Origin of the sequence: Planktothrix paucivesiculata PCC 9631, from assembly GCF_900009265.2 — a bacterium.
GTDB lineage: Bacteria > Cyanobacteriota > Cyanobacteriia > Cyanobacteriales > Microcoleaceae > Planktothrix > Planktothrix paucivesiculata.
On the sequence record NZ_LR735014.1, the window covers coordinates 106,093 to 128,406 of the forward strand.

Sequence of the window (22,314 nt, forward strand, 5' to 3'; positions counted from 1 at the left end):
CTCCAATTATACAGCAGTGCGATCGCTCTCGCTCAAACTGCTGGAGACTAATTGTTTAATCTGTTTTTGATTAATTTTTCCCTGAGAATTGCGAGGTAATTGTTCTACAGGAATCCATAATTTAGGATGTTTAAATTTAGATAATTTTCCTAAAATTGCCTGTTCTAATTCAACTTCTGAAACCTGTTTATAATTAGCAACGTACACCGCTACTACAATTTCACCCCAATATTGATCAGGTTTTCCCAGTACACAAATATCTTTTACTAAACCTGTAGAAAGAATCACCGCTTCTACTTCGGCGGGAAATACATTTTCCCCCCCAGTAATAATTTTATTACTCTGTCTACCTACTAAGGTTAAATATCCCTGTTCATCCCAATAACCTAAATCATCGGGTGTGAAACAATTAATCCGCAATTGCGGATCAAAATTATCTTGATAATATCCTAACATTAAAGAATCGGATTTAATCCTAATTATTCCCGATTGATTGGCTTTTAATTCCTCTCCATTTTGATCATATATTTTAATTTCAGCGTGGGGTAAAACATTTCCGCAACTATTATTACCGCCTAAAAAATCCGAGGGTTTTAAACTAACAATTTGGGATGCGGTTTCTGTCATTCCATAGGTTAAAGCTAGGGGAATTTGATAGAAACGACTTTGTTCTAATAATTCTAACCAAGGGGGCGCGCCTCCTAATAATACTATTTGAAATTTCGATAACCAATGGGTTAAGGAGGGATATTGTAATAAACGGTGGAGTTGAGTGGGAACTAAGGAGATAAAATAATTAGCAGGATTAAAATTAATCCATTCTTCTGCTTCTACGGTTTTAAAAGATGTTATGATTAATTGTCCGTTTGTTAAAAGCGATCGCATCCACTGCATAAATCCACTAACATGATAAAGCGGTAAAGTACAAAAACAATTAATATTAGGAGTCTGAAAATATTTTTGAACACCTTGAACTGAAGCGGTTAAACTATCCAAATCATGGACAGTAAACTTGATTTTTCCTGATGTTCCTCCGGTGGGAATCATAATCAAATTTTCCAAAATTTCATGATGATTAGATGGATTTTGGTAATCTAAGATTTTACCTTGAGAAATTAATAAATTAGGTTTAACTAATTCATTAACTTGTTTCCATTCCTGTTCGCCCCATTGAGGATTACATAAAAAAAACGGACATTTTACTGTCACCGCAGCTACAAAAGCCGATAAGAATAAAATAGGGTCAGATTCTGATATTAAAATTTTAGGATAATTTTTATTTGAGTTAATCCATTGATCAATAATTTGTAATTGAGTGTTAGAACAATCAATTAAAGAGTCTGTATTGTTTGAAGTCAACCTATTTGGAATTTCATCAATTAGATTCATATTTAACCCGGTTGAGATCCCCTTAAATCCCCATTAAAAAGGGTGACTTTGAATATTAAATACATATTAACCCGTAGGGGCGGGTTCAGCAACAATATTTGATAATAACAAACAATCTAAATAAACCCGCCCAACCCATCCCAAAACCCGATTAATTGTTAATTCTTGTCAGGGTTTGGGGCGGGTTTAGATAGTTTTGGGGTGGGAATTTGAGATTGACACGAACCCGCCCCTACAAATTTTTTTTACATTTTAGACAATTTGGGTCACTTATAATCCTTCTTCTTGTCTTTGTGTCTTAGTGACTTTGTGGTTAATTCATATTATTTTCATTACACAAACCAATGATTAACACCAAATCCCACCGCCCGATTATATAATAATAATTCAGAAGCAAGTTTTAAAGCAGATTGTTGACCGATATCAGTTTCAAAAACAGAGGAAAAAACAGAATCAATCTGATTATTTTGGCAAAAATTCTTGAGTTTTTTAGGAGAACCAAAAATAGCAGGCTTAATCACAAAAATATCTGACCATCCTTGTTGATAACAATAGGTTAATTGTTGTAAATTAGCAACGGATTCATCTAAGGCGAGGGGAGTAGAATAGCGATCGCATAATTCTAACATTAAATCAAATTGATTAATCGATAAAGGTTGTTCTAAAAATTCAATTTCGATTAACTCTTGAGTTGCATTAATTAAATCACAGGTTTCTAACCATTTTTCTGCTTCTTCAAGGGTTAAACCGCCATTTGCATCTAACCTGAGACGGATTTTTTGAGAATGGCTTAAAGTTTCTATAATGATATTAACTAACCGTTGAAAAATATTGATTTCTTCTGTAATTTTATCAACCCCTATTTTCCATTTAAAGGTTTGATATCCTTGCTGAAATAAGGTTTTCCAATGGGTTAAAACCATTTCTCCAGTCGGTAATAATCCACTATACTGAAGTTGGGATAAATCAACCGCGTTATTAGAACTTAATTCTATAAATGCAGATTCAAACCCAAATTGACAAGCGGGTAAACAGTCAGGAATAGTAAAAATTATTTCAGTTGAAATCAGATGGGGAAGTTGTTGACAAAATGCGAGCGCATCTTCTAAGGTTTCCGACCCAAACCAACTTAAAGGCGCAATTTCTCCTTGTCCTATATTACCATGTTTATCGGTTAAACTTAAAATAATTCCTTCTCGAATTTTCCAAATTCCGTGGGCGGTTTTCAGAGGAATTTTAAACGGACGTTGATAGGTTTTAAATTGAAAATTATAATTCATTCCGATAAAAAGTTAACGATCACATTAATCCACTGTTGAGGATTTTCGATTAAAATATTATGACCACAATTCGGGATAATTTGCAACCAGGAAACGGGACATAATTGATTAATTTCTTGATTAATCTGTTTAAATTTATGATCCAATTCTCCCACTAATAGCAATAGGGGTATTTGATTTGTGGGTAATTTTTCCCAGAGGGAGGGTTGATTTCCCGTGCCCAAATAACGCAGGGATTTTGATAACCCCAGGGGATTATTATTTAAACGATGATTAAAAATTTTATCAAATTCAGGATGATTTTTTAAGGTATGAAATAGAGGTTGATGATACCATTGTTCTAAAAATATGGGAAATTCTAGGGTTTCTAGTTGTTCGGATTTTTGAGTATCTGAAATCAACCTTTGTACCCTTTCTGATTCGGTTTTTAGTCCTGGTGATGTGGATTCTAAGACAACTTTTTTAAAATATTGGGGAAAATGTAAGGTTAAATATAATCCTAATCTTCCCCCCATAGAATATCCCATTAAATAACATTGGGAAATATTTAGATGGTTTAACACCTCTATTAATGCGGCGGCTGTTTCCGGCATTTTATAATAAATATCCTCTCCTAAAACTTGGGTTTGTCCATGTCCAGGGAGGTCAAGGGTTAAACAACAAAACTGGGGAAATAGTGGAGAAATCCGGGTATTAAAATCCTGACTATTTCCCAGAAATCCATGTAGAAATAAAATAATAGGTTGATTAATATTGCCGTTTATAGTATAATAAAAATTATAGTTTTTTAGCTTTAAAAACGGCATGGAATTGGGTGAAATTATTAATCTAGTAACCAATGTAAAAACGGAACAGAAGCGGCACAAAACGCCATAAATCCAAATAATCCAAATAACATTCCAAACAATAGAAATTCTTCTCCTTTTTGTTTAGCTAGTTTAACAATCAAATAACTGTACCCATAACAGGCGATAAAAAAAACAATGATAAACCCGGTAAAATAATATTGCATTGTGTTTAAGTTTAAGTGATATATAGCGACTTTTAAGTCGATTTACTCACTATTATACTGAATTTTTGTGCAATAAAACAGAATTGAAATAAAATAAGTTTGGACTTTTTAGCGAATCTGTTCTAAGTGATCAAAAATTATTCAGAATGTGTGGCGGTTCTATAACCCCGTCAATTACAATTAAGTAGGTTGTGTGAGCGTAGCACACGCACCATCACATTCATCAATTTTGATTATAACACCATTTGCAGTTGATATCCCATCATTGTAACTGCTATAAATCCGGCAATAATCATCAATCCAGAGGGCATAAATTTACGGGTTTTGAGTAAGCGAGAAATGAAAGTAATTATCAGAAAAACCGATAGGACAATGGAAAATATTAATCCCCAACTTACCCCTTGAACTTGAATAATACCGCCCAGAATTAATAACATTCCCGTGGTACAACCTGCAAATAAGGAAATTTTACTTTTAGCTTTGGTATAACCCACAATACCACCCACAAACGCTAATAAACCGTAAGTGATCGCCGCAATTGCTCCAAAATCCATCATATACCTATGCCCAAAAAACAACTCCAAAGTTCCTTTATACAACTTCGATGAATGTATGGATTAACAATTATTCTAAATTGTATTAAAATTTAAAATTTGACGTTATAAAAATTTATGTAATTATTACGTCAATCTTTGCTATAATGCAGAGTTAATCATTAATTTTTTATTAATTAGTTCTTAATCCTACTTTATGTCTTCTCTGAATAGCCCCATTATTTCACAGGTTAGGTTCTTACAGCGTCAGGTTGCAACTTTATTGCTGTATCAGGATATTTTTGATCATGAAATTGGACAAGCATTTTTATATCTTTTAGAAACATTTCATCATAGTGAATCGAGTATTTTAAATTGTTTAAAAGCCTATGGAACTTGGTTTCAAGTCCAAGCAAAATATCAACAAAGTTGGCAAGAACATCTAATTACTCAAATTTTAAGGACGGATAATCCCTTTACCCAACAGGCTCAACAAACTACTTTTGATCAATTACCTCCGGTATTAATTGAAGCGGCAAAACAAGATTTAAAAATCCTCCAAAGTCTCTATCAATATAATGGCGAAAAAATCAGCCATTGGTTAAGAACCGTCGCCCAGTTATCGGAAAATCCGATTATTTGGCAACCCCAAGCTGAACCCTTAGAAAAAATCCAAGAATTGCCCTTACGGAATCAATTTAAAACCCTAGAAAATTGGTCAGAAGCCCTAGAAAGTTTAGCCAATCATTATCATCAATTTGGAATAGGTTTATTTGCCCAAGCTGATGCGTTTCGTTGGCAAAATAGCCAGTTAATCCCCATTAATCACCCAGATCCGGTACATTTGACCCAGTTAATCGGATATGAAACTCAACGGGATATTTTATTAAAAAATACGGAAATATTATTAGCAGGATATCCGGCTTTAAATGTTTTATTGTATGGTAGTCGGGGGTCGGGTAAATCTTCCTTGATAAAAGGATTATTACACCAATATAATGATCGCGGTTTACGTTTAATTGAAGTGGCAAAATCCGACTTAAAAGACTTACCATTAGTCATAGAAAAATTGCGAGGAGTACCCCAAAAATTTATTGTTTTTGTGGATGATTTATCCTTTGAGGAAGATGACGATGCTTTTAAATCTTTGAAAGTTGTATTAGAAGGAAATTTAACCGCCCGTCCGCAAAATGTGATTGTTTATGCTACTTCTAACCGCCGTCATTTAATTAGAGAATATTTTGAAGATCGACCTTCCCCGAAAGATCAGGATGAGGTTCATGTTTGGGATACGGTGCAGGAAAAATTATCCTTTAGCGATCGCTTTGGTTTAACCTTAACCTTTGAACCCGCCGATCAGAATACCTATTTGAATATGGTGCGACATTTAGCCAGTCAAGGGGGAATTAATATCAGTCCCGAAGATTTGCAGTTTCGCGCCTTACAATGGGCGACTCGTCATAATGGACGTTCGGGACGAACTGCGCGGCAATTTGTTGACTTTTTGATAGCGGAATTAGCAGTTTTTGGAAAATAAATTGGAAAAAAAACGCAGATAGTGTAATCATAAGCGTGGGAAAAATCTACGATAACGCGAAATCTGTTAGGAGGTTTTCACAATGTCAAGCGCCATTCAATTTAATTCTGCGGAAGCGTTTGCTGCGATCGCATTAATTGCGGTAGCCGCCGATGGTTATATTACTGGAACTGAATCTCAAGCTATTACCACAACCTTCTCTCGAATGCAGCTTTTTAGTGATTATTCCGGGGAAAAAATGCGAGGAATGATTGATCAACTCCTGAAACAATTACAGGAACAAGGAGGGGATATATTATTAAAAGAGGCAGTGAAAAAATTGCCTGCGGAACTGCGAGAAACTGCCTTTGCTGTCGTTACTGATATTACTTTAGCCGATGGAGTTATTACCGAAGAAGAAGAAGCCCTATTAGATAAGCTCTTTAATGTTTTAGAGATTTCTGAACCGATGGCTAATAACATTATTGATGTGATGTTAATCAAAAATAAAGGATAGTAGAATTAAAATTGATTCGGTGGGCCTACCCACCCTGAAATTATTAGGTAATGGGTAATGGGTAATGGGTAATGGGTAATGGGTAATGGGTAATGGGTAATGGGTAATGGGTAATAGATGACTAATAACTGATGACTGATTTAGGATATATCTATAAGCGAACGATTCGTTTTCAAGATACGGATGCTGCGGGGGTGGTTTATTTTGCTAATATTTTAGCAATATGTCATGAAGCCTATGAAGCATCTCTAAATCAGGCTGGAATTAATCTTAAAAGTTTTTTTGTTAATCCTGATTTTGCTATTCCGATTGTTCATGCGAGTGTTGATTTTCGGTTTCCCCTATTCTGTGGAGATCAAATTTTAATTGAGTTAAATTCTGAAATCATCAATGAAAATTCTTTCAAAATTCAGTATGAAATTGGATTAGATAACTCTAATCAATTAATTGCTGAAGCGATAACAAAACATATTTGTATTAATCCTAAAACTCGTCAACGCCAACCTTTACCCTCTGCAATTATTCACTGGTTAGAAAAAGCATAATAATAGGACTTACGCAGAATACCCAATTATACGACATCTGTAGGGGCGAACGGCCGTTCGCCCCTACTAGATATAGTTGTTTTGCGTAAGTCCTGAATAAGATATATAGGAATCCGCGCAGTAGAGACGTTGTATACAACATCTCTACTTATTAATCACTAATTTTTTATGGGTTTAAGGACTCCTGAGAACTAAATAATTGGGGATATTTTTCAACAAAATAACCATTGAGGAAAGCATTAACGGCGGATAAAATCACAGGGCCTAAAATAAAAGCTAATAAACCCTGTACTTGAAATCCAGGAATAAAAACCGAAGCTAACCAGAAACAGAAACCATTAACAATGAAGGAAAAACCACCTAAACTTAAAATATTTAGGGGAATGGATAAGGTTGATAAAATCGGTTTAATAAAAGCATTGACTCCGCCAATAGCCGACGCCGCGATTAAAGCTGCTACAAAGGTAGATAAATTTACCCCGGGTACAACTATATCAACCACTAATAAACTTAGGGCTGTTGCTACCAACGTTAATAATGATGCGATCATAAATTTTGCCTCAGATTGTGTTGCGGTTTTAAAGGGTATCTTTGTTTAAATTGGATGAATCCTCTTTTTTTTCATCAGGTTGGGACTGATTATTAGTAAAGGTTTCAGAAATCGATTTCCACAGATCGTTTAAACGTTGTTTAATTTGTTTTTCTTTTTGAGCGATCGCCGTGCCTGCTTCTCCTAACTTAGCTTCAAAATCTTGGCGTTTCTCATCAATTTTTTCAGTATAAATTTCTGGTTCATCCTTGGCTTTTTCATACCAAGATTTCGCCTCCTCTAAATAATCCTTAACCTCCTCATAACGTTGTCCATAGCGTCCGACTAAGTTAGCATTAACAATTGCTAATTGAGCTTTGAGTTGGGCATAACGTTTCTGCATTAGCGTAGATTCTTCGCTATTTTTAATGGTTTTAATCGCAGATTCAACCGCCGTTTTAACCTGATCTGACTTATTCGTTCCAACTTCTTGAATATCACTCAAAGCCAAATTAATATTATTTTGTAACTCCTGTTCGTGCTGATCAATTCGAGCTTGGAGTTGTTTCACCTCCGCTTGAGTTTTAGCAATCGACTCCTGTTTTCGTTGACTAATACCGTCAATCACTCCTTCAATAGAAGCGGTCACATTTTCTTGAACTTCCTCCCCTTTTCCTTTAACAGTTTCTAAAACGGTTCCTACAACCTGTTTAACTAAATCCCGGATTTCTTGAGAACCACCTTTAAATTCTGAACCGACTTCTGAGATGGAAGATTTAACAATTTCCCGAATTCGTTCAGCCCGTAATTTACCTTCAGATTGGGCTTTTTCTAAATCCGAGGTAAGTTTGTTTTCAGTTGTTTCTGACATGGCCATATCCTCAATAATAGGCTAAAGTTCTCCTCCATGATAAACAAATTTTTCCGATTCTGTGAGTAAAGTTTTCTACACTCTACATATAGGAATAGGGAATAGGGAATAGGGAATAGGGAATAGGGAATAGGTAATGGGTAATGGGTAATGGGTAATGGGTAATTCGTAATTCGTAATTTGTAATTCGTAATTCGTAATTCGTAATTCGTAATTCATAATTCGTAATTCGTAATTCGTAATTCGTAATTCGTAATTCATAATTCGTAATTCGTAATTCGTAATTCGTAATTACCCATCCCCCATTTCTGTAACAGCAACCCGGGCATAATTCAACCCACTAACCCCCGGAAGGGGATCGACAACTCCAAATTCGATTTTATCCGTTACCCACCCTTCCCGATGCAAATAGCGTAAATACTGTGCATATTCTTCCCATTCTTCTTCCGTTGAATAAACAATAGTTAGCATTCCCGATTGAGTAATACGGGTTTTTGTTTCCCTATCAATTCCTTTATCAATGCGTTTTTTAACAATTTCATAACGGATGTCGCGGGTTCCTCGCACTGAAAAAATGCTTTCGGTATTTTCATCATGAAAAATATCAATCGGGGTATGCTGGACTAAAACTAAGTGGACTAAATCTAGGGTGATTTTATGTTCTGATTTTAATTGAAATATAGTTCGGGCACAATCACACATTGCCCGCAGTTGTTCATAGCGGAGACTGCAAATATGAAAGGAAGTAAACCGTGAATCAATAGATTTTCCCGCATAGATAATATAATCCATGCCATCGCTAATTTCCATATCATAATAATGGGGAATAATCATCTGCATTTGCTTTTCCCATTTTGTCCAGGTTTGTTGTAAATGATGGGTAATTTGATGTAACATTTCATCATAGTGAGAGCGGGCTTTATACACACATCCATGTTCATTATTACAGGCTTGTTCATATTGTTTTAAAGCCTCTTGTACCTGGGGATTACATTGAGAAAAATAATCAAAATAAATTTCTAAATGTTTTTCTAAATAATCCGTTGCACTCATTTCAATTTCAACACTGATCTCGGATTCAAGTTCAGTTAAATAAGTCTGTAAATCCTGTTTAAGTTGTTCCCCCAAGGCTGAATCTTGAGTTTCACATAAAACCTCAACAATATTAATTGCTAATTGAAATTGTTCTAATAAATCTTCTTTAATCGCACAATTGCGTTGTTCGGATGAGCCCCGAATATCTGAAATTCCATACAGGGGATAAACGGTTTCAAAGACAATGGTTTCTGGTTTAAATCCCCAACCGCGACGTTCGGCTTCCTGTAAAAATCGCCATTCAACTGAAGGATGAATATTGCGTAATTTGGTGAATTGTTGTTGTAAGGAATGACAAAACGCCGTAATAAAACCGGGAATTAATTCCTGGGCATTTTTAACATCAGTCAGGGTAAAATGATTGGGGTGATCGCTAGTTAACCCTACCACCCCTAAAATTTGTTGACTGCCTTTTAAATTAACTGATTGAATTACTAAGGGAATTAACAACAAAGAACGGAAATTAAGTTTGCGTAAATAGCGTTCAAAATCCGTAGGACATTGTTGGCGAAGATCAGAAATATTAATCACTTGATTCTGTTGAACTGCTTCAATGATTGGAGAGTCATTCAGCGTATCTAAAGAATAAATAATCGGTTGGGTAATCTTGGTATTTAAGCTCAGAGAGAGTTTAGCTTCTTGACCTTGAAGACGTAATAATAAACAGTTGGTGACTCTAAACAAAGAATGTAATTGCTGTTCGATTTGTTCCCACTTTTGAGATTGAATAATTAAATCTCGGCTAATTAATTGATAGGTGACGCGGCGCATTTGTTCTGCTTGGGTAATTTCCAACCCTTCTAACAACAAAACTCCTTCTATTTGATAGTTATCTAAATTTAACTTTTGGGCAAGTTGATTAAAATTTTCAGGATTGGAAAACCAAGCCTCTCGCTCAGAAACGGGGATTAATTTGAGTTTAAAGGTGGCAAATTCATCTTGTTTAGGATTTTGTCGTTTAATTTGTAGTAAATCGGAATTTACCCAAATTCTAATAAATTTTTGTTTGAAGGTTTTAGGGTTGTTTAAAATTGCGATCGCCGACTGTTCAATGATTTGTAAAGATTGCAGATCAATGCCATAATCCTGCTGCAAAATTTTATGGAGTAAATGATAACGATAGAGTTCTTCTAAAGTTAAATTATCCCAGTGTTGAAAGATATCTTGAATTTTCAGGTTTAATCCGTTTAAAAGTCGATCTTCAATGTCAATATTTTTATGCTTTCTCTGTGAATTTACGGATAACCCCGTTTCTGCGTCTAATAGGGTTGTATGCAGTTGACAAACCCGACAAAACGACTGATTCCCGTAACGCACTGTTAAGGTTTGAGGATCAATAATCGCCATCAACAGATGACTACGACTTTGTAAATAAAATAACTGCTCAATAGTCTGTTTCAAATCCTCGGGTGTTTCGAGTTTTTGATAGGAAGTTAATTGCTGTGTAGACTCAGAGGAGACAGTATTTTCAGACACTTTACTGCTGGGGGAAAGGGACTTAGAAATTGTCATTTGATTCTAACAGATCTTGATCAAATTACCGAGTTCCGAATTCGATGGGTTAAAGTAGCAACCCAAGCCCGCAATTCATCGGCTACCATAGGTTTACCCGCGTGTAGAAATCCCGTGTCCCGGATGAGGGAGCCGTTTGTTTTTGCCGTATTAGCTGTTAATCCAATCACCGGAATCGATGATCTGTTTCTAACCCCATTCCTACACAGATAGGCCTCCATATCGGCCATCCCCAGATCAGATACTAAGACATCGGGGGAAAACTCCCCAATCAAGAGGGCCTCGGTGGGGGAGCTTGCTACTTTCACCTCGGCTCCGGCTTGGGTTAGGCTCGATTCGACTAAATTGAGAATCTCCGCTTGATCATCAATGACTAAAACCCGCAAACCCTTTAAATCAACGGGCTCGGTCGCGGGGTTTGGGGCCGAGGGCGGTTGTAGTTCAGATTTAATTAAGGGTAATTGCACGGTAAAGGTGGCTCCTAAATCTTTTCCTAAACTGTCTGCACTGACTGTCCCCCCATGTAATTCCGTCAGGTGTCGGACAATGGCTAGTCCCAGTCCCAACCCCCCAAATTTGCGGGTGTTTGTCCCATCCTGTTGACGAAAATAGTCAAAAACATAGGGTAAAAACTGCTGATTGATGCCAATTCCGGTGTCTTTGATTTGAATTCGAGCGTGATCGGCTTCACACCCTAAGCAAATCTCCACCAAACCACCCGGGGGAGTAAATTTAATCCCATTAGACAATAGATTCCAGATGATCTGTTGCAGCCGGGCTGCATCTCCCAAAACATAGATGGGCAAAGGAGAAAAACCAGAATTTTGAGCGATTTCAAACCTAACTTGAATCCCTTTAGCTTCCGCAGCTAACTTAAAGGTTTCTAGGGCTGATCGGATAGTTGTGATTAAATCCACGAGTTGGTTGTGTAAGACCATTTTTCCGCGCAAAATTCGAGAAATATCTAATAAATCCTCAATCAGTTGGGTTTGTAGTTTCGCATTCCGCTCGATGGTTTCTAAGGCCCGGGCCGTGGCTTGGGAATCGAATTTACGAGTTTGTAGGAGTTTTGTCCAACCCAAAATTGGATTTAAGGGCGATCGCAATTCATGGGATAAAACCGTGAGAAACTCATCCTTAATCCGGTTGGTCATTTCGGCTTGCTCCCGGGCAGCCTGTTCCCGGATTAGCAGTTGTTCCCGTTCCTGTTCGACTCGTTTGCGATCGCTCACATCCAAAAACGCCCCAATCACCCCCCGAACCTCCCCCGCTTCATCTCGTAAAGGAACCGCCCGACCATAAATAAAACGCACTTCCCCATTTTCAAAGACAAACTCAAATTCCGATTCAATATTTTCTCCCGTCCGTCCCGCCTGCTGCATGGGCAAATCTTCTAGGGGAATGTCTTGGCCCTGGTGTTGAATCTTGAATTCAAAGGGATAGGAGCCATCCTCGGGGGTCGCCGTCACCACTGCTCCCGGGGTCAACTGCACCAATTCATGGGCAGCCCGGTTCGCCGTCATCTGCTGGCACTGGGGGTCATGGGCAATCCAGACCGCGGCCGGAACGGTTTCCATAAAGGTTTTCAACTCCTCGGCCCTAGCCCTAGCCTGGGTTTCACTTTGACGCAGGGCTAATTCAATCCGTTTGTATTCAGAAATATCAACGGCCGCACAAGTGATCCCGATAATGTCCTGGTCAGGATTGTGTAGGGGCTCAATGGTCAAATCAAAACAGTATTGCTGTCCGTCGTTGAAAAGAAGAACTTCCTCCCGCGTCCCGATCCCTGTTTCCAGAACCCGGCGTTTGAGTTGAGTTAGTCGAGTCGCTTCCTCCTCGGGGAACAACTCAAAATCCGTATAACCGATAATCTCCTGGTCGGAGCGTTTGAGGGTGGGATTGTGAACCCAGGTGTAGCGGAGGGTTTGATCCTGATTAAATAGAGTAATTGGCGCACTTTTCAGGGCCACCCGTAATCGTTCTTCACTTTTGAGCAAAGTCACTTCTGCCTGTTTGCGTGTAGTAATATCTCGCCAATAAATGGCTAAACCCTTTTCGTAGGGGTAAACATGAACTTCATACCAGAGGTTGTCTTCAACCAAACAGGTTTCAAAATGATCCGCGACCTGAGTTTGGATCACCTGAGACAGTTTTTCCTGACAATTTAAACCCAATAAATGAGCATAAGTCTTCCAAAAATTACGCCCTAATAATTGTTCTCGGGTTTTACCAAAGAGCCGTTCTGAAGCTCCATTCACATAGGTTAATTGCCACTGATGATCTAAGGATAAAAAGCCATCGGTAATGTTTTCGAGAATATCAATTACCTGGGCTTTGGTATTAATTAATTCTTGTTCTCGAATTGTGGCTTCTTGACGGAGTTGGGTCATTTCCAAAATCGACCGGACGCGGGCTAGGAGTTCCCGAGCCGAAAAAGGTTTAATCAGATAGTCGTCGGCCTTAGCTTCTAGGCCTTCAATCAGGGCATTTTCTCCCGCCCGGGCCGAAAGCAGAATAATCGGAATCTGTTCAGTGCTAGGATCATGGCGCAGAATTTGCAGAAGTTCCAAGCCATTCAATTCCGGCATGATTACATCGGTAATCAGTAAATCTGGTTTGTGTTCCCGAATCCAATCTAAGGCAGCTAATCCGGTATTTAACGCTTTTACCTGATATTTTTGACTCAGTAAACGCTGAACATAATTGCACAGATCGGCATTATCATCCACCACCAAGATCTGGGGAAGGGCGGATGGGGGCGGCGGCATCTGTTGCACTTCAACCCCACCATCTGTTTCCGCAGACCAACTTTTGACTTCATCTAAATAGGTCGCCGTCATCTTGGAGGAGGTCACAGGAGTAATGACCAGGGGATTTTGGGGGTTTAGATCGACTTGTTCCGCCGGGAGATGACTATAGCCAGAGGGAATAAAAACTTTGAAACAACTGCCCTCTCCGGGGACACTGGTGACATCAATACTGCCCCCGTGTAACTGGATTAATTCCTTAACCAAGGATAAACCCATTCCCGATGAGCCTTCGTAGTTTCTCCCCCGCACTTCCCGAGCGCGATAAAACCGTTCAAATAGACGGGGGATTTCTTTGGCTCGAATCCCAATTCCGGTATCCTGTACTTGCAATTCAACACCCTGGCTAACCGAGCGCAGGGAGAAGATAATTTGACCTTTAAACGTAAATTTAAAGGCATTAGACAAAAGATTCATCACTATTTTTTCCCACATTTCCCGGACAACATAAATCGGTTCGGGTAGGGGGGGACAGTCTATAATCAACTGTATTCCCGCCCGTTCGATGGTGGAGCTAAACATACTCGCCAATTCCAATGTCAAGGTAGCTAAATCCGTCCGTTCATAAACTGCTTGAATCCGTTCGGCTTCAATACTAGAAAAATCTAGGAGAGTATTAACCAATTTGAGTAATCGTAAACTATTACGTTTGGCGACTTTTAACTGTTCTCGTTCACAGAGCTTCAGACCGTCCGCACTCAAAAGAATTTCTTCAACTGAACCCAGAATTAAGGTCAATGGCGTGCGAAATTCACGACTAATATTACTTAAAAACGCCGTTTTTGCTTGGTTGAGTTCCGCTAGGACTTCTGACCTTTGCTTTTCGGCTTCGTAGGTTTGAGCATTCGAGAGGTTAGTGTTCACAGGTTCGGCCCCATTTTGCTCGGTGATTCAGAAAAATCTTGGCTAAAAAAATCTTGAATGATTTGATGTCATCATTGCCTAATCCAATTTTATCCTAATGTGCAAGGTTCAGTTTGGTTATTTGACCCCCGATTAAGACTGTGGAAAGACACACCCAATTTTAAAGCCAGTTGGACTAGGAATCAATTCAAGCAAGAGGGAGTTTAATCCGTTAATTCTGCTACCGTTTGTTGATCTTTAACATTGATAAAGCCATGTAAAAATTATCAGTTATTAGATGCAATTTATCAGATATTATGTTAGACTTAGCATCTACCTAAAGATAGACTTGTTTTTTAAATCTCAACTTTAGAAAGATCAAAAACTCATAAAAAATGCAGTAGAGATAATCGATTATCTGTCTCTACTGCATTTTTGATTTATATTAGAATTAGGAAATAGTCTCAGAAGCGATTGCCATTCTATCTAGCTCGCGGAAACATCCACAACGGTTGGATCAGTACCCATAGAATCAACTTGATTAACTTCTGTTGCCTTCTGGGTTTGTTTGCGACGGTTTAACCCTTCAATTAGTAATTGAGATACCTCGGTTACTAAAATTGTAGCAATAATCCCATCATCTAACCATCCGATAATCGGCAAAAAGTCCGGGGCAATATCTAGGGGACTCACTAAGTAAATTAAACTTCCTAAAATTACAACCCAGCGATATTTTGTATTCCGCAGCGTTACACGATACCAATTATAAAAAGATTGAATCAGATTTTTCATTTCACGGTTTCCATATTGTCTACTTGTATCCAATATGCCAAATCTCACGGCGATCGATAAGTGTAGAAAACCCTGTAGGGTTGTAGGGATGTTTCACCCCTGCTAGTTCCGTAATCCTCTGGTGTCCCCTAGTATAGCTTGTATCTTTGTCCCCCAATCCACTTTTAATTTTTTTTGAGCATTTCCCCCATTCAATGCGATTTCCACCCACCCATGGGAGCCCACCAAGGCGACCAAGTGACCCCCGGGGACATCGCCATAGGTTTGACCCGCACCAATCAGGTAAGATGAACCTGAAAGCATTTGCAAGGGAGAATTAAAGATTTGTTTGAATTTCTTTTGCTGCTTTTTACTCAATTTTTTGCTTTTCTGCTTTTGGCTTTTTTTGTTTTTTTCTTGACGAATTTCCACATACCAATTTTTATCCCCTACCGCTTCCCCTGGAATATTTGTGACTAAATTGCCAAAATGATCAATATATTGAATACATCCTTGGATTTTTGAACCATTGACTTGATAGGGCGGTAAAGATAACCTAACTAAAGTTTTGGGATCAATTATAGTTCCCACTTTTTCTAAGGGAACACCCGAGGCTAAATGGGCACCAACTGAGGCAAAAATATCTCGACCATGAAAGGTTGTACTAGGTTTGGTAGTGCGCCAATATTCAGGATAATTTAATTCAACTGCAATTACGTTGTTACGATTTATCACCTCCACTTCACAAGTCAAAAAAGGTTCTAATATTCCTGTTAATAATCCATTATCCGGCCCGACTAAATAACTATTATTTAATTGAATTGCGATCGCTCGTCTTTGGGTTCCCACTGCCGGATCAACTACCGCAATATGAACGGTTTTTTCGGCAAAATAGGGATAAGCATTCAGCAAATTAAATCGCCCCGCCGCAATATTTTGGCGTGGGATTTCATGGGTTAAATCAATAATATTAATTTGGGGATTAATTTGATGAATTACCCCTTTCATTACACCAACATAACTATCCTTTAATCCAAAATCTGTCAAAAGTGTTATGATTTTATGATCTTGTGTCATGATCAATCTTATTAATTAATTGAAATTAAAATGAACAGTCAATGGCAAAACTTTCTCAAAAATTTGGGAGAATGGCAAGGATCTTTTACTCAACTATCACCCCAAGGAGAAATAATCAACGATATTTCTAGTCATCTCACCCTAGAAAGTTTGAATGACAATCAAAAAGTACAACTGACCCTAAAAAGATTTTATCCCAATTCCGACCCCGCAGTTCAAGAATTAGTCCGAGAATATCAAACTTTAGGACGAGATATTTTATTTTTTGAGAATGGGGCATTTTCCCAAGGCACAATTCAACTCTCCCCCGTTTCAAAATCCGGTGCAGAATTCGGATTTATTCATGAAAACCGACGGTTACGTTTAGTCGAACTTTTTAACACCGATGGGGATTTAGAAAGTCTAACGTTAATTCGAGAAAAACGTCAAAATACTGATGCTGTTGAATCTCCACCCCTAACCCTGGAAGCATTATTAGGAGAATGGCAAGGAGAAGCAATTACCCTTTATCCTGATTTACGTTCTCCCGATCTTTACTCTACTAAAATGCGTTTATATTTAGAAAATGACTACCTGGTACAAAATTTAAGTTTTGGATCTCCTGAAATTAAACTATCTTCAAAAGCCAGAATTGCCGGATCAATTCTTCACTTTTATCAGGGCAAACAACCTGTTAAAGTAATATTATTACCCGGCGGCGCATCGGTAACTATTCCCCAAAAAGTAGAATTAAGAAAACCCCTATTTTTTGAAGCTGGTTGGTTAATTAAACCCAACCTCAGACAGCGTTTAATTCGTCAATATAATCAACAGGGAGAATGGGCAAGTTTAACCTGGGTTACGGAATATAAAAAAACCTAGGATGCTCGTTTCTAGTTAATCTAACATTACAGGGCGAGGAGAACTCGCCCCTACGAAATTTTTACCCTTTGACACATAGAATTTGTTTCAAAGTCGCCACAACTTCAACTAAATCAGATTGTTGTTTCATGACTTCATCAATGGATTTATAAGCGCCCGGAATTTCATCAATAATTCCTGTATCTTTCCGACATTCAACCCCTTGGGTTTGTTGAACTAAATCATCTAAAGTAAAGGTTTTTTTTGCTTTAGTTCGAGACATTAAGCGCCCCGCCCCATGCGAGCAGCTACAGTAACTCTCATGATTTCCCTTGCCTTTCACAATAAAAGATTTTGCCCCCATGGAACCCGGAATAATCCCATAATCTTGTTCTGCTGCGCGCACAGCACCTTTACGAGTTACATAAACTTCCTCGCCAAAATGTACTTCTTTTTCAGAATAATTATGATGACAATTAACCTCTAATAAGGCTTTAGTTGGTTTCCCTCCCGCCACGGCTGTTTCTACAATTCGTTTAAACCGTGCCATCATAATATCTCGATTAAATCGAGCGTAATGTTGCGCCCATTGTAAATCATTCCAATAGGCTGCAAATTCAGGAGTTCCTGATACAAAATAGGCTAAATCAGGATCGGGAAGTTTAAGTTCTGCTAATTTTGCTAGGTTTTTTGCGGTGTCAATATGATTCTGGGCTAACATATTACCAATATGTCGAGAACCGGAATGCAACATTAACCAAACATTGTTTTCTTCATCTAAACAAAGTTCGATAAAATGATTCCCTCCGCCTAAAGATCCCATTTGTTTAATCGCTTTTGATTCTAAGTTTTGAACCTTAGAATGCAGGTCTTTAAACTCTTGCCATCCTTGCCAGTTGGTGACGGCTTTTTCAATATGTTTATTTTGATCAAATCCCACTGGAATTGCGGCTTCAATTTCCTGGCGAATTTTTTTGAGTTTCCCCTCCACTTGTTCCGCAGTAAAAGGTAATTTGATCGCACACATTCCGCAACCAATATCAACCCCGACCGCCGCCGGAATAATGGCTTCTTTTGTCGCAATTACGGAACCGACTAATGCCCCTTTTCCTAAATGAACATCGGGCATTAAAGCAACGTGCTTAAACACAAACGGCAAAGAAGCAACGTTTTTTGCCATTTGGGTTTCTGCTGAACCTAAATCATGATTCGCCCAAGATAGGACGGGTTTAGGGGTAGAAAGATTTAACGTTTCGTAAGGCATAGAAATTTTATGGGGTATCTTAATTTCAATTAATATCCAGTTATACTACATTTGTAGTATTGTGTCAAGAGTTACGCGAATTTATTCCCGGGTTGACTTAATTTGCTCATCTGCCATCCCTGCTGTTTTATTGAAGATCCGAACCCAAAATCGGGTTATAATACCGTCGGGATAAATCCTGTCAATAACAGGTATGGTTAATTTACTCAATAAAAACAACAGTTAAAATGGACACCAACAAAAATATTAAGAACGGTGCAACACTTTTCTTAACGGGATTAGCAACGGTGGGTTTAGTTTTAGGAGAAGCGGTATTTTCCTCAGCCAGCGCTGCTCAACAGTTATTTTGTAATGGACGGATGAACAATGGTTGGACTTATTCGGCCCAGTTTCTTAATGGTCGTTTCACAGAAATCCGTTGGGAGCGCCCAGGACAGCCCCCCCTCGTCTCCAACTTGACTTTTCAATCCACCAATGAGGCCAGACAACCTGTTTATACAGGGTCAATCATGGCAGCCACAATGGTAACTTTAGTTGATTTGTCCCGGGGTAATGTGCGCTCGGGTTCACAAATATTGGTTACGGCGGAAGAATGGGGCACTAGCACCGGAAATTGTGGTATCTCGTCGGATAACTCGATGGGAAACTCCTCTGACTGGTTTACCACTGCACGGAAAAATCTAGTCGGTTCTAATGCAAATCAAGCCAGACGTTGGCTCAAAAGAAACAATTTTTTCTTTAATCAAACCTTAGAACAAACTAATCGGCGCATCGTTGAACGTTGGAATCGCAATAACCCCAACGGAGCCATTGATGTGATTTTTGTTAATAACACGGTGTCTGATGTGGTCATGGCTCGTTAACACTATTCCAGGCTTTTAATTCTTAATTCCGGTGGTGGCAATTCCGCGAATAAATTGTTTTTGTCCGATCAAAAATAATACAATCACCGGAATCGAAGAAATGACCACCGCCGCCATTAATAATTGCCAACTATTGGTATATTGTTCTTGAAATTCTGCGAGGACTAACTGCACGGTTTTTAATTGGGGTTTAGTGGTAAAAATCAGGGGTTTAAATAAATCATTCCATTCCCCAATAAAGGTAAATAAAAATAACGTTACCAGGGCGGGTTGAGCCAGGGGTAACATAATTTGCCATAAAATCTGCCATCGGTTAGCCCCATCCAAGGCGGCGGATTCTTCTAATTCCACCGGAATTGTTAGGAAATATTGACGCAGGAGAAAGATCCCAAAACCATTAACCGCCGTGGGTAAAATTAAAGCCCAATAGGTATTAAGTAAGTGTCCCCATTTCAAAACTAAAAATACTGGAATCACCAATAACTGAAACGGAATCACCAGAGTTGCTAAAACAATCAATAATAGGGTTTGTCGTCCCCGAAACTTTAACCGGGCTAAGGCATATCCAGCTAAAGCCGAGGTAACCACCTGAAATGCGGTTACTCCCAAAGCCACTAGGGTGGAGTTGGCAAACGCCAGGAGAAACCGACCTCGACGCCAAGCTTCTTGATAATTGGCGAGGGTAAACTGAGTCTCGCCAACGCTGTTGGGGGTGGAAAAGGACGTGACTAAGACCACGAATAAGGGCAATAAGACAATTCCAGCACCGAGCAACAATAGACCCCAACTACATCCGACTAATATTTTTTCCCTGGGAATGGCTTTTCTCATAAGTAAGTAACGGGTTGCTATCCTATTTTGGTTAAGGAAAAGTTATGATACCCTCTCCGGTCTTCCCTGAAGGCGGATTTAATCGGATGTCCAAGTACATCCCAAGCTGAAAAGACGTGGGTTTTGTGCGAGAATCGCTATAAGCTTAATTAATTAAGTTGTTTGGTAAAAACATCAACTCTCCGACCCTATCTTAAGGTGATCCCAAAGGGAGGGGGAGGGGGGTGTAAACTAGCAATAATAACTCATTTGTGATCGGGAGATTGTAAATCTATGCCACAGCTTGAAGCCATTGCGATTGACTTCCAATCTGAAACCTATAAAGATGCCTATAGCCGAATTAACGCCATTGTGATTGAAGGAGAACAGGAAGCCTACGACAATTACATCAAGCTGGGTGAAATGTTACCGGAGCAGAAGGAGAATTTAGCGGGTTTAGCTAAAATGGAAATGCGCCATAAAAAAGGGTTTCAGTCCTGTGGTCGGAATTTAACCGTCACACCGGATATGGAATTTGGCCGGGAGTTCTTTGCTTCCTTACACCAAAATTTTCAGGATGCGGCCACCCAAGGTAAAGTTGTCACCTGCTTGTTGATTCAATCTTTAATTATTGAATGTTTTGCGATCGCCGCTTACAACATTTACATCCCCGTAGCCGATGATTTTGCCCGCAAAATTACCGAAGGGGTGGTTAAAGACGAGTATCTACACCTCAATTTTGGCGAAGAATGGCTCAAAGCCAACTTTGAAACCTCCAAAGCAGAACTCGAAGACGCTAACCGCCAAAACCTGCCGATTATTTGGAGAATGCTCAACCAAGTTACCGATGATGCCCGTGTTCTAGGAATGGAAAAGGAAGCATTAGTCGAGGATTTTATGATTGCTTATGGGGAAGCTCTAAGCAATATCGGGTTTTCGACCCGCGATATTATGCGAATGTCCGCCTACGGTCTCACCGCCGCCTAAAATACCCTTGGGATTTTAGATTACCCGTAGAGACGTTGCACGGCAACGTCTGTACCCAGACTGCGGCCTTGGACGTTAAACTCTAAAATCCATCTTAAAATCTATAGTTGAATCATGTTTGGTTTAATCGGTCATCTTACCAGCCTAGAACACGCCCAAGCCGTTGCCAGAGATTTAGGATATCCTGAATATGCTGACCAAGGGTTAGATTTTTGGTGCAGCGCCCCGCCTCAAATCGTTGATGATATCAAAGTTACGAGTATTACGGGTCAAATTATTGAAGGCAAATATGTAGAGTCTTGTTTTTTGCCGGAAATGTTAGCCAGTCGTCGCATCAAAGCAGCTACTCGCAAAATTATTAATGCGATGGCTCATGCTCAAAAAAATGGAATTAATATCACAGCTTTAGGGGGATTTTCCTCAATTATTTTTGAAAATTTTAACTTAGAACAAATTCAACAGGTTCGGAATATTAAGTTAGAGTTTGAACGGTTTACCACCGGAAATACTCACACCGCCTATATTATCTGTCGTCAGGTAGAAAACGCGGCGGCTCGGCTAGGGATTGATTTAACTAAGGCTACCGTTGCTATTTGTGGAGCTACAGGGGATATTGGCAGTGCGGTTTGTCGTTGGCTCAACAGCCACACAGAGGCCGGAGAATTGTTATTAATTGCCCGGGATAAGGAACGTCTTAATGCCTTACAGGAGGAGTTGGGACGGGGAAAAATTATGGGATTAGAAGAAGCCTTACCCCAAGCGGATATTATTGTTTGGGTGGCGAGTATGCCTCGAGGAGTTGAAATCAATCCCTATACCTTGAAAAAACCCTGTCTGCTCATTGATGGCGGTTATCCTAAGAATTTAGCCACGAAAATTCAACATCCTGACATTTATGTCTTAGACGGCGGAATTGTGGAACACGCCCTTGATATTGACTGGAAAATTATGAAAATTGTCAATATGAAGTTACCCGGACGTCAACTCTTTGCCTGTTTTGCGGAATCAATGTTACTGGAATTTGAGAAAATTTATACTAATTTTTCCTGGGGTCGCAATCAAATTACCGTTGAAAAAATGGAACAAATTGGTAAGGTTTCTGTAAAACATGGTTTTAAACCTTTAGCTTTACCATTGTAATCAGTTATCAGTCATCAGTTATCAGTTATCAGTTTAAGAGTTATCAGTTTGGGAGTTACCAGTTATCAGTTATCAGTCATCAGTTATCAGTCATCAGTTTAAGAGTTATCGGT

The 22,314-nt window shown here is 38.9% G+C and carries 20 protein-coding genes; 7 read left to right on the top strand and 13 right to left on the bottom strand.

Annotation, left to right across the window (positions count from 1 at the left end; genetic code table 11):
* Window positions 1–6 precede the first annotated feature (6 nt).
* The 5 genes from PL9631_RS11585 to PL9631_RS11605 all read right to left on the bottom strand — a co-directional run bounded on the left by PL9631_RS11585 (window position 7) and on the right by PL9631_RS11605 (window position 4,238).
* The gene (locus tag PL9631_RS11585) at window positions 7–1,389 is read right to left on the bottom strand and encodes a 2-succinylbenzoate--CoA ligase (protein ID WP_083620460.1); all 1,383 of its coding nucleotides are present in this window, start codon (window positions 1,387–1,389) and stop codon (window positions 7–9) included.
* A gap of 332 nt (window positions 1,390–1,721) precedes the next feature.
* A complete protein-coding gene (locus PL9631_RS11590; RefSeq protein WP_083620462.1) occupies window positions 1,722–2,669 on the bottom strand; it encodes an o-succinylbenzoate synthase in 948 nt (315 codons plus the stop codon).
* Window positions 2,666–3,475, bottom strand: a complete 810-nt coding sequence (gene menH, locus PL9631_RS11595) for a 2-succinyl-6-hydroxy-2,4-cyclohexadiene-1-carboxylate synthase (RefSeq protein ID WP_083620464.1) — start codon at window positions 3,473–3,475, stop codon at window positions 2,666–2,668. The genes PL9631_RS11590 and menH overlap by 4 nt, the downstream gene beginning before the upstream one ends.
* 17 nt (window positions 3,476–3,492) lie before the next feature.
* Entirely contained in the window at window positions 3,493–3,681 is a 189-nt protein-coding gene (locus PL9631_RS11600; RefSeq protein WP_083620466.1) for a hypothetical protein, read from the bottom strand.
* A 233-nt stretch (window positions 3,682–3,914) separates the two neighbouring features.
* A complete protein-coding gene (locus PL9631_RS11605) occupies window positions 3,915–4,238 on the bottom strand; it encodes a TMEM14 family protein (RefSeq protein ID WP_331281262.1) in 324 nt (107 codons plus the stop codon).
* Window positions 4,239–4,431: 193 nt separating this feature from the next.
* Between PL9631_RS11605 and PL9631_RS11610 the strand changes: the two genes are divergently transcribed.
* The 3 genes from PL9631_RS11610 (at window position 4,432) to PL9631_RS11620 (ending at window position 6,792) form a co-directional block, all read left to right on the top strand.
* Window positions 4,432–5,751: an ATP-binding protein gene (locus tag PL9631_RS11610; protein WP_083620471.1), complete on the top strand. Its 1,320-nt coding sequence runs from the start codon at window positions 4,432–4,434 to the stop codon at window positions 5,749–5,751.
* 82 nt (window positions 5,752–5,833) lie between these two features.
* A complete protein-coding gene (locus PL9631_RS11615; RefSeq protein WP_083620474.1) occupies window positions 5,834–6,247 on the top strand; it encodes a tellurite resistance TerB family protein in 414 nt (137 codons plus the stop codon).
* A 131-nt stretch (window positions 6,248–6,378) separates the two neighbouring features.
* Window positions 6,379–6,792, top strand: a complete 414-nt coding sequence (locus PL9631_RS11620; protein ID WP_083620477.1) for an acyl-CoA thioesterase — start codon at window positions 6,379–6,381, stop codon at window positions 6,790–6,792.
* 166 nt (window positions 6,793–6,958) lie between these two features.
* Here PL9631_RS11620 and PL9631_RS11625 read toward each other — a convergent pair whose 3' ends face one another.
* The 6 genes from PL9631_RS11625 to PL9631_RS11650 all read right to left on the bottom strand — a co-directional run bounded on the left by PL9631_RS11625 (window position 6,959) and on the right by PL9631_RS11650 (window position 16,297).
* Complete coding sequence (locus PL9631_RS11625) at window positions 6,959–7,342, bottom strand: phage holin family protein (protein ID WP_083620479.1); 384 nt, start codon at window positions 7,340–7,342, stop codon at window positions 6,959–6,961.
* 28 nt (window positions 7,343–7,370) lie between these two features.
* Window positions 7,371–8,192: a histidine kinase gene (locus tag PL9631_RS11630; protein ID WP_083620482.1), complete on the bottom strand. Its 822-nt coding sequence runs from the start codon at window positions 8,190–8,192 to the stop codon at window positions 7,371–7,373.
* Between the two features lie 291 nt (window positions 8,193–8,483).
* Window positions 8,484–10,799, bottom strand: a complete 2,316-nt coding sequence (locus tag PL9631_RS11635) for a GAF domain-containing protein (RefSeq protein ID WP_083620484.1) — start codon at window positions 10,797–10,799, stop codon at window positions 8,484–8,486.
* Between the two features lie 20 nt (window positions 10,800–10,819).
* On the bottom strand, window positions 10,820–14,470 hold the full coding sequence (locus tag PL9631_RS11640) for an ATP-binding protein (protein ID WP_083620486.1): 3,651 nt from the start codon (window positions 14,468–14,470) through the stop codon (window positions 10,820–10,822).
* Between the two features lie 465 nt (window positions 14,471–14,935).
* Window positions 14,936–15,241 carry a YkvA family protein gene (locus PL9631_RS11645; protein ID WP_083620489.1) on the bottom strand — a complete coding sequence of 102 codons (306 nt, stop codon included), beginning with the start codon at window positions 15,239–15,241 and terminating at the stop codon, window positions 14,936–14,938.
* A gap of 102 nt (window positions 15,242–15,343) precedes the next feature.
* Entirely contained in the window at window positions 15,344–16,297 is a 954-nt protein-coding gene (locus tag PL9631_RS11650; RefSeq protein WP_083620491.1) for an SAM hydrolase/SAM-dependent halogenase family protein, read from the bottom strand.
* Between the two features lie 30 nt (window positions 16,298–16,327).
* On the opposite strand from PL9631_RS11650, the gene PL9631_RS11655 reads away from it, so the two are divergent.
* Window positions 16,328–17,158, top strand: coding sequence for a DUF3598 family protein (locus PL9631_RS11655; RefSeq protein WP_083620492.1), 831 nt, complete (start codon window positions 16,328–16,330; stop codon window positions 17,156–17,158).
* 61 nt (window positions 17,159–17,219) lie between these two features.
* Here PL9631_RS11655 and PL9631_RS11660 read toward each other — a convergent pair whose 3' ends face one another.
* A complete protein-coding gene (locus PL9631_RS11660; RefSeq protein WP_083620495.1) occupies window positions 17,220–18,401 on the bottom strand; it encodes an RtcB family protein in 1,182 nt (393 codons plus the stop codon).
* A 227-nt stretch (window positions 18,402–18,628) separates the two neighbouring features.
* Between PL9631_RS11660 and PL9631_RS11665 the strand changes: the two genes are divergently transcribed.
* Window positions 18,629–19,264 (top strand): hypothetical protein, encoded by a 636-nt coding sequence (locus PL9631_RS11665; protein ID WP_083620498.1) that lies wholly within the window; start codon window positions 18,629–18,631, stop codon window positions 19,262–19,264.
* Between the two features lie 15 nt (window positions 19,265–19,279).
* Here the strand turns inward: PL9631_RS11665 and PL9631_RS11670 are convergent, their stop codons facing one another.
* Window positions 19,280–20,095, bottom strand: a complete 816-nt coding sequence (locus tag PL9631_RS11670) for a carbohydrate ABC transporter permease (protein ID WP_083620500.1) — start codon at window positions 20,093–20,095, stop codon at window positions 19,280–19,282.
* A gap of 273 nt (window positions 20,096–20,368) precedes the next feature.
* Here PL9631_RS11670 and PL9631_RS11675 point away from each other — a divergent pair, with 273 nt between their 5' ends.
* Window positions 20,369–21,061 carry an aldehyde oxygenase (deformylating) gene (locus tag PL9631_RS11675; protein WP_083620503.1) on the top strand — a complete coding sequence of 231 codons (693 nt, stop codon included), beginning with the start codon at window positions 20,369–20,371 and terminating at the stop codon, window positions 21,059–21,061.
* Window positions 21,062–21,175: 114 nt separating this feature from the next.
* Window positions 21,176–22,201 carry a long-chain acyl-[acyl-carrier-protein] reductase gene (locus PL9631_RS11680; protein ID WP_083620505.1) on the top strand — a complete coding sequence of 342 codons (1,026 nt, stop codon included), beginning with the start codon at window positions 21,176–21,178 and terminating at the stop codon, window positions 22,199–22,201.
* Window positions 22,202–22,314: the final 113 nt, after the last annotated feature.

Bases quoted from the DNA above. Each gene is read 5' to 3' on its own strand.
- PL9631_RS11620 (WP_083620477.1), top strand. From the start codon at position 6,379: ATGACTGATTTAGGATATATCTATAAGCGAACGATTCGTTTTCAAGAT.
- PL9631_RS11680 (WP_083620505.1), top strand. From the start codon at position 21,176: ATGTTTGGTTTAATCGGTCATCTTACCAGCCTAGAACACGCCCAAGCC.
- PL9631_RS11610 (WP_083620471.1), top strand. From the start codon at position 4,432: ATGTCTTCTCTGAATAGCCCCATTATTTCACAGGTTAGGTTCTTACAG.
- PL9631_RS11665 (WP_083620498.1), top strand. From the start codon at position 18,629: ATGGACACCAACAAAAATATTAAGAACGGTGCAACACTTTTCTTAACG.
- PL9631_RS11625 (WP_083620479.1), bottom strand. From the start codon at position 7,342: ATGATCGCATCATTATTAACGTTGGTAGCAACAGCCCTAAGTTTATTA.
- PL9631_RS11630 (WP_083620482.1), bottom strand. From the start codon at position 8,192: ATGTCAGAAACAACTGAAAACAAACTTACCTCGGATTTAGAAAAAGCC.
- PL9631_RS11585 (WP_083620460.1), bottom strand. From the start codon at position 1,389: ATGAATCTAATTGATGAAATTCCAAATAGGTTGACTTCAAACAATACA.
- menH (WP_083620464.1), bottom strand. From the start codon at position 3,475: ATGCCGTTTTTAAAGCTAAAAAACTATAATTTTTATTATACTATAAAC.
- PL9631_RS11650 (WP_083620491.1), bottom strand. From the start codon at position 16,297: ATGACACAAGATCATAAAATCATAACACTTTTGACAGATTTTGGATTA.
- PL9631_RS11600 (WP_083620466.1), bottom strand. From the start codon at position 3,681: ATGCAATATTATTTTACCGGGTTTATCATTGTTTTTTTTATCGCCTGT.
- PL9631_RS11675 (WP_083620503.1), top strand. From the start codon at position 20,369: ATGCCACAGCTTGAAGCCATTGCGATTGACTTCCAATCTGAAACCTAT.
- PL9631_RS11615 (WP_083620474.1), top strand. From the start codon at position 5,834: ATGTCAAGCGCCATTCAATTTAATTCTGCGGAAGCGTTTGCTGCGATC.
- PL9631_RS11645 (WP_083620489.1), bottom strand. From the start codon at position 15,241: ATGAAAAATCTGATTCAATCTTTTTATAATTGGTATCGTGTAACGCTG.
- PL9631_RS11655 (WP_083620492.1), top strand. From the start codon at position 16,328: ATGAACAGTCAATGGCAAAACTTTCTCAAAAATTTGGGAGAATGGCAA.
- PL9631_RS11590 (WP_083620462.1), bottom strand. From the start codon at position 2,669: ATGAATTATAATTTTCAATTTAAAACCTATCAACGTCCGTTTAAAATT.
- PL9631_RS11635 (WP_083620484.1), bottom strand. From the start codon at position 10,799: ATGACAATTTCTAAGTCCCTTTCCCCCAGCAGTAAAGTGTCTGAAAAT.
- PL9631_RS11670 (WP_083620500.1), bottom strand. From the start codon at position 20,095: ATGAGAAAAGCCATTCCCAGGGAAAAAATATTAGTCGGATGTAGTTGG.
- PL9631_RS11605 (WP_331281262.1), bottom strand. From the start codon at position 4,238: ATGATGGATTTTGGAGCAATTGCGGCGATCACTTACGGTTTATTAGCG.
- PL9631_RS11660 (WP_083620495.1), bottom strand. From the start codon at position 18,401: ATGCCTTACGAAACGTTAAATCTTTCTACCCCTAAACCCGTCCTATCT.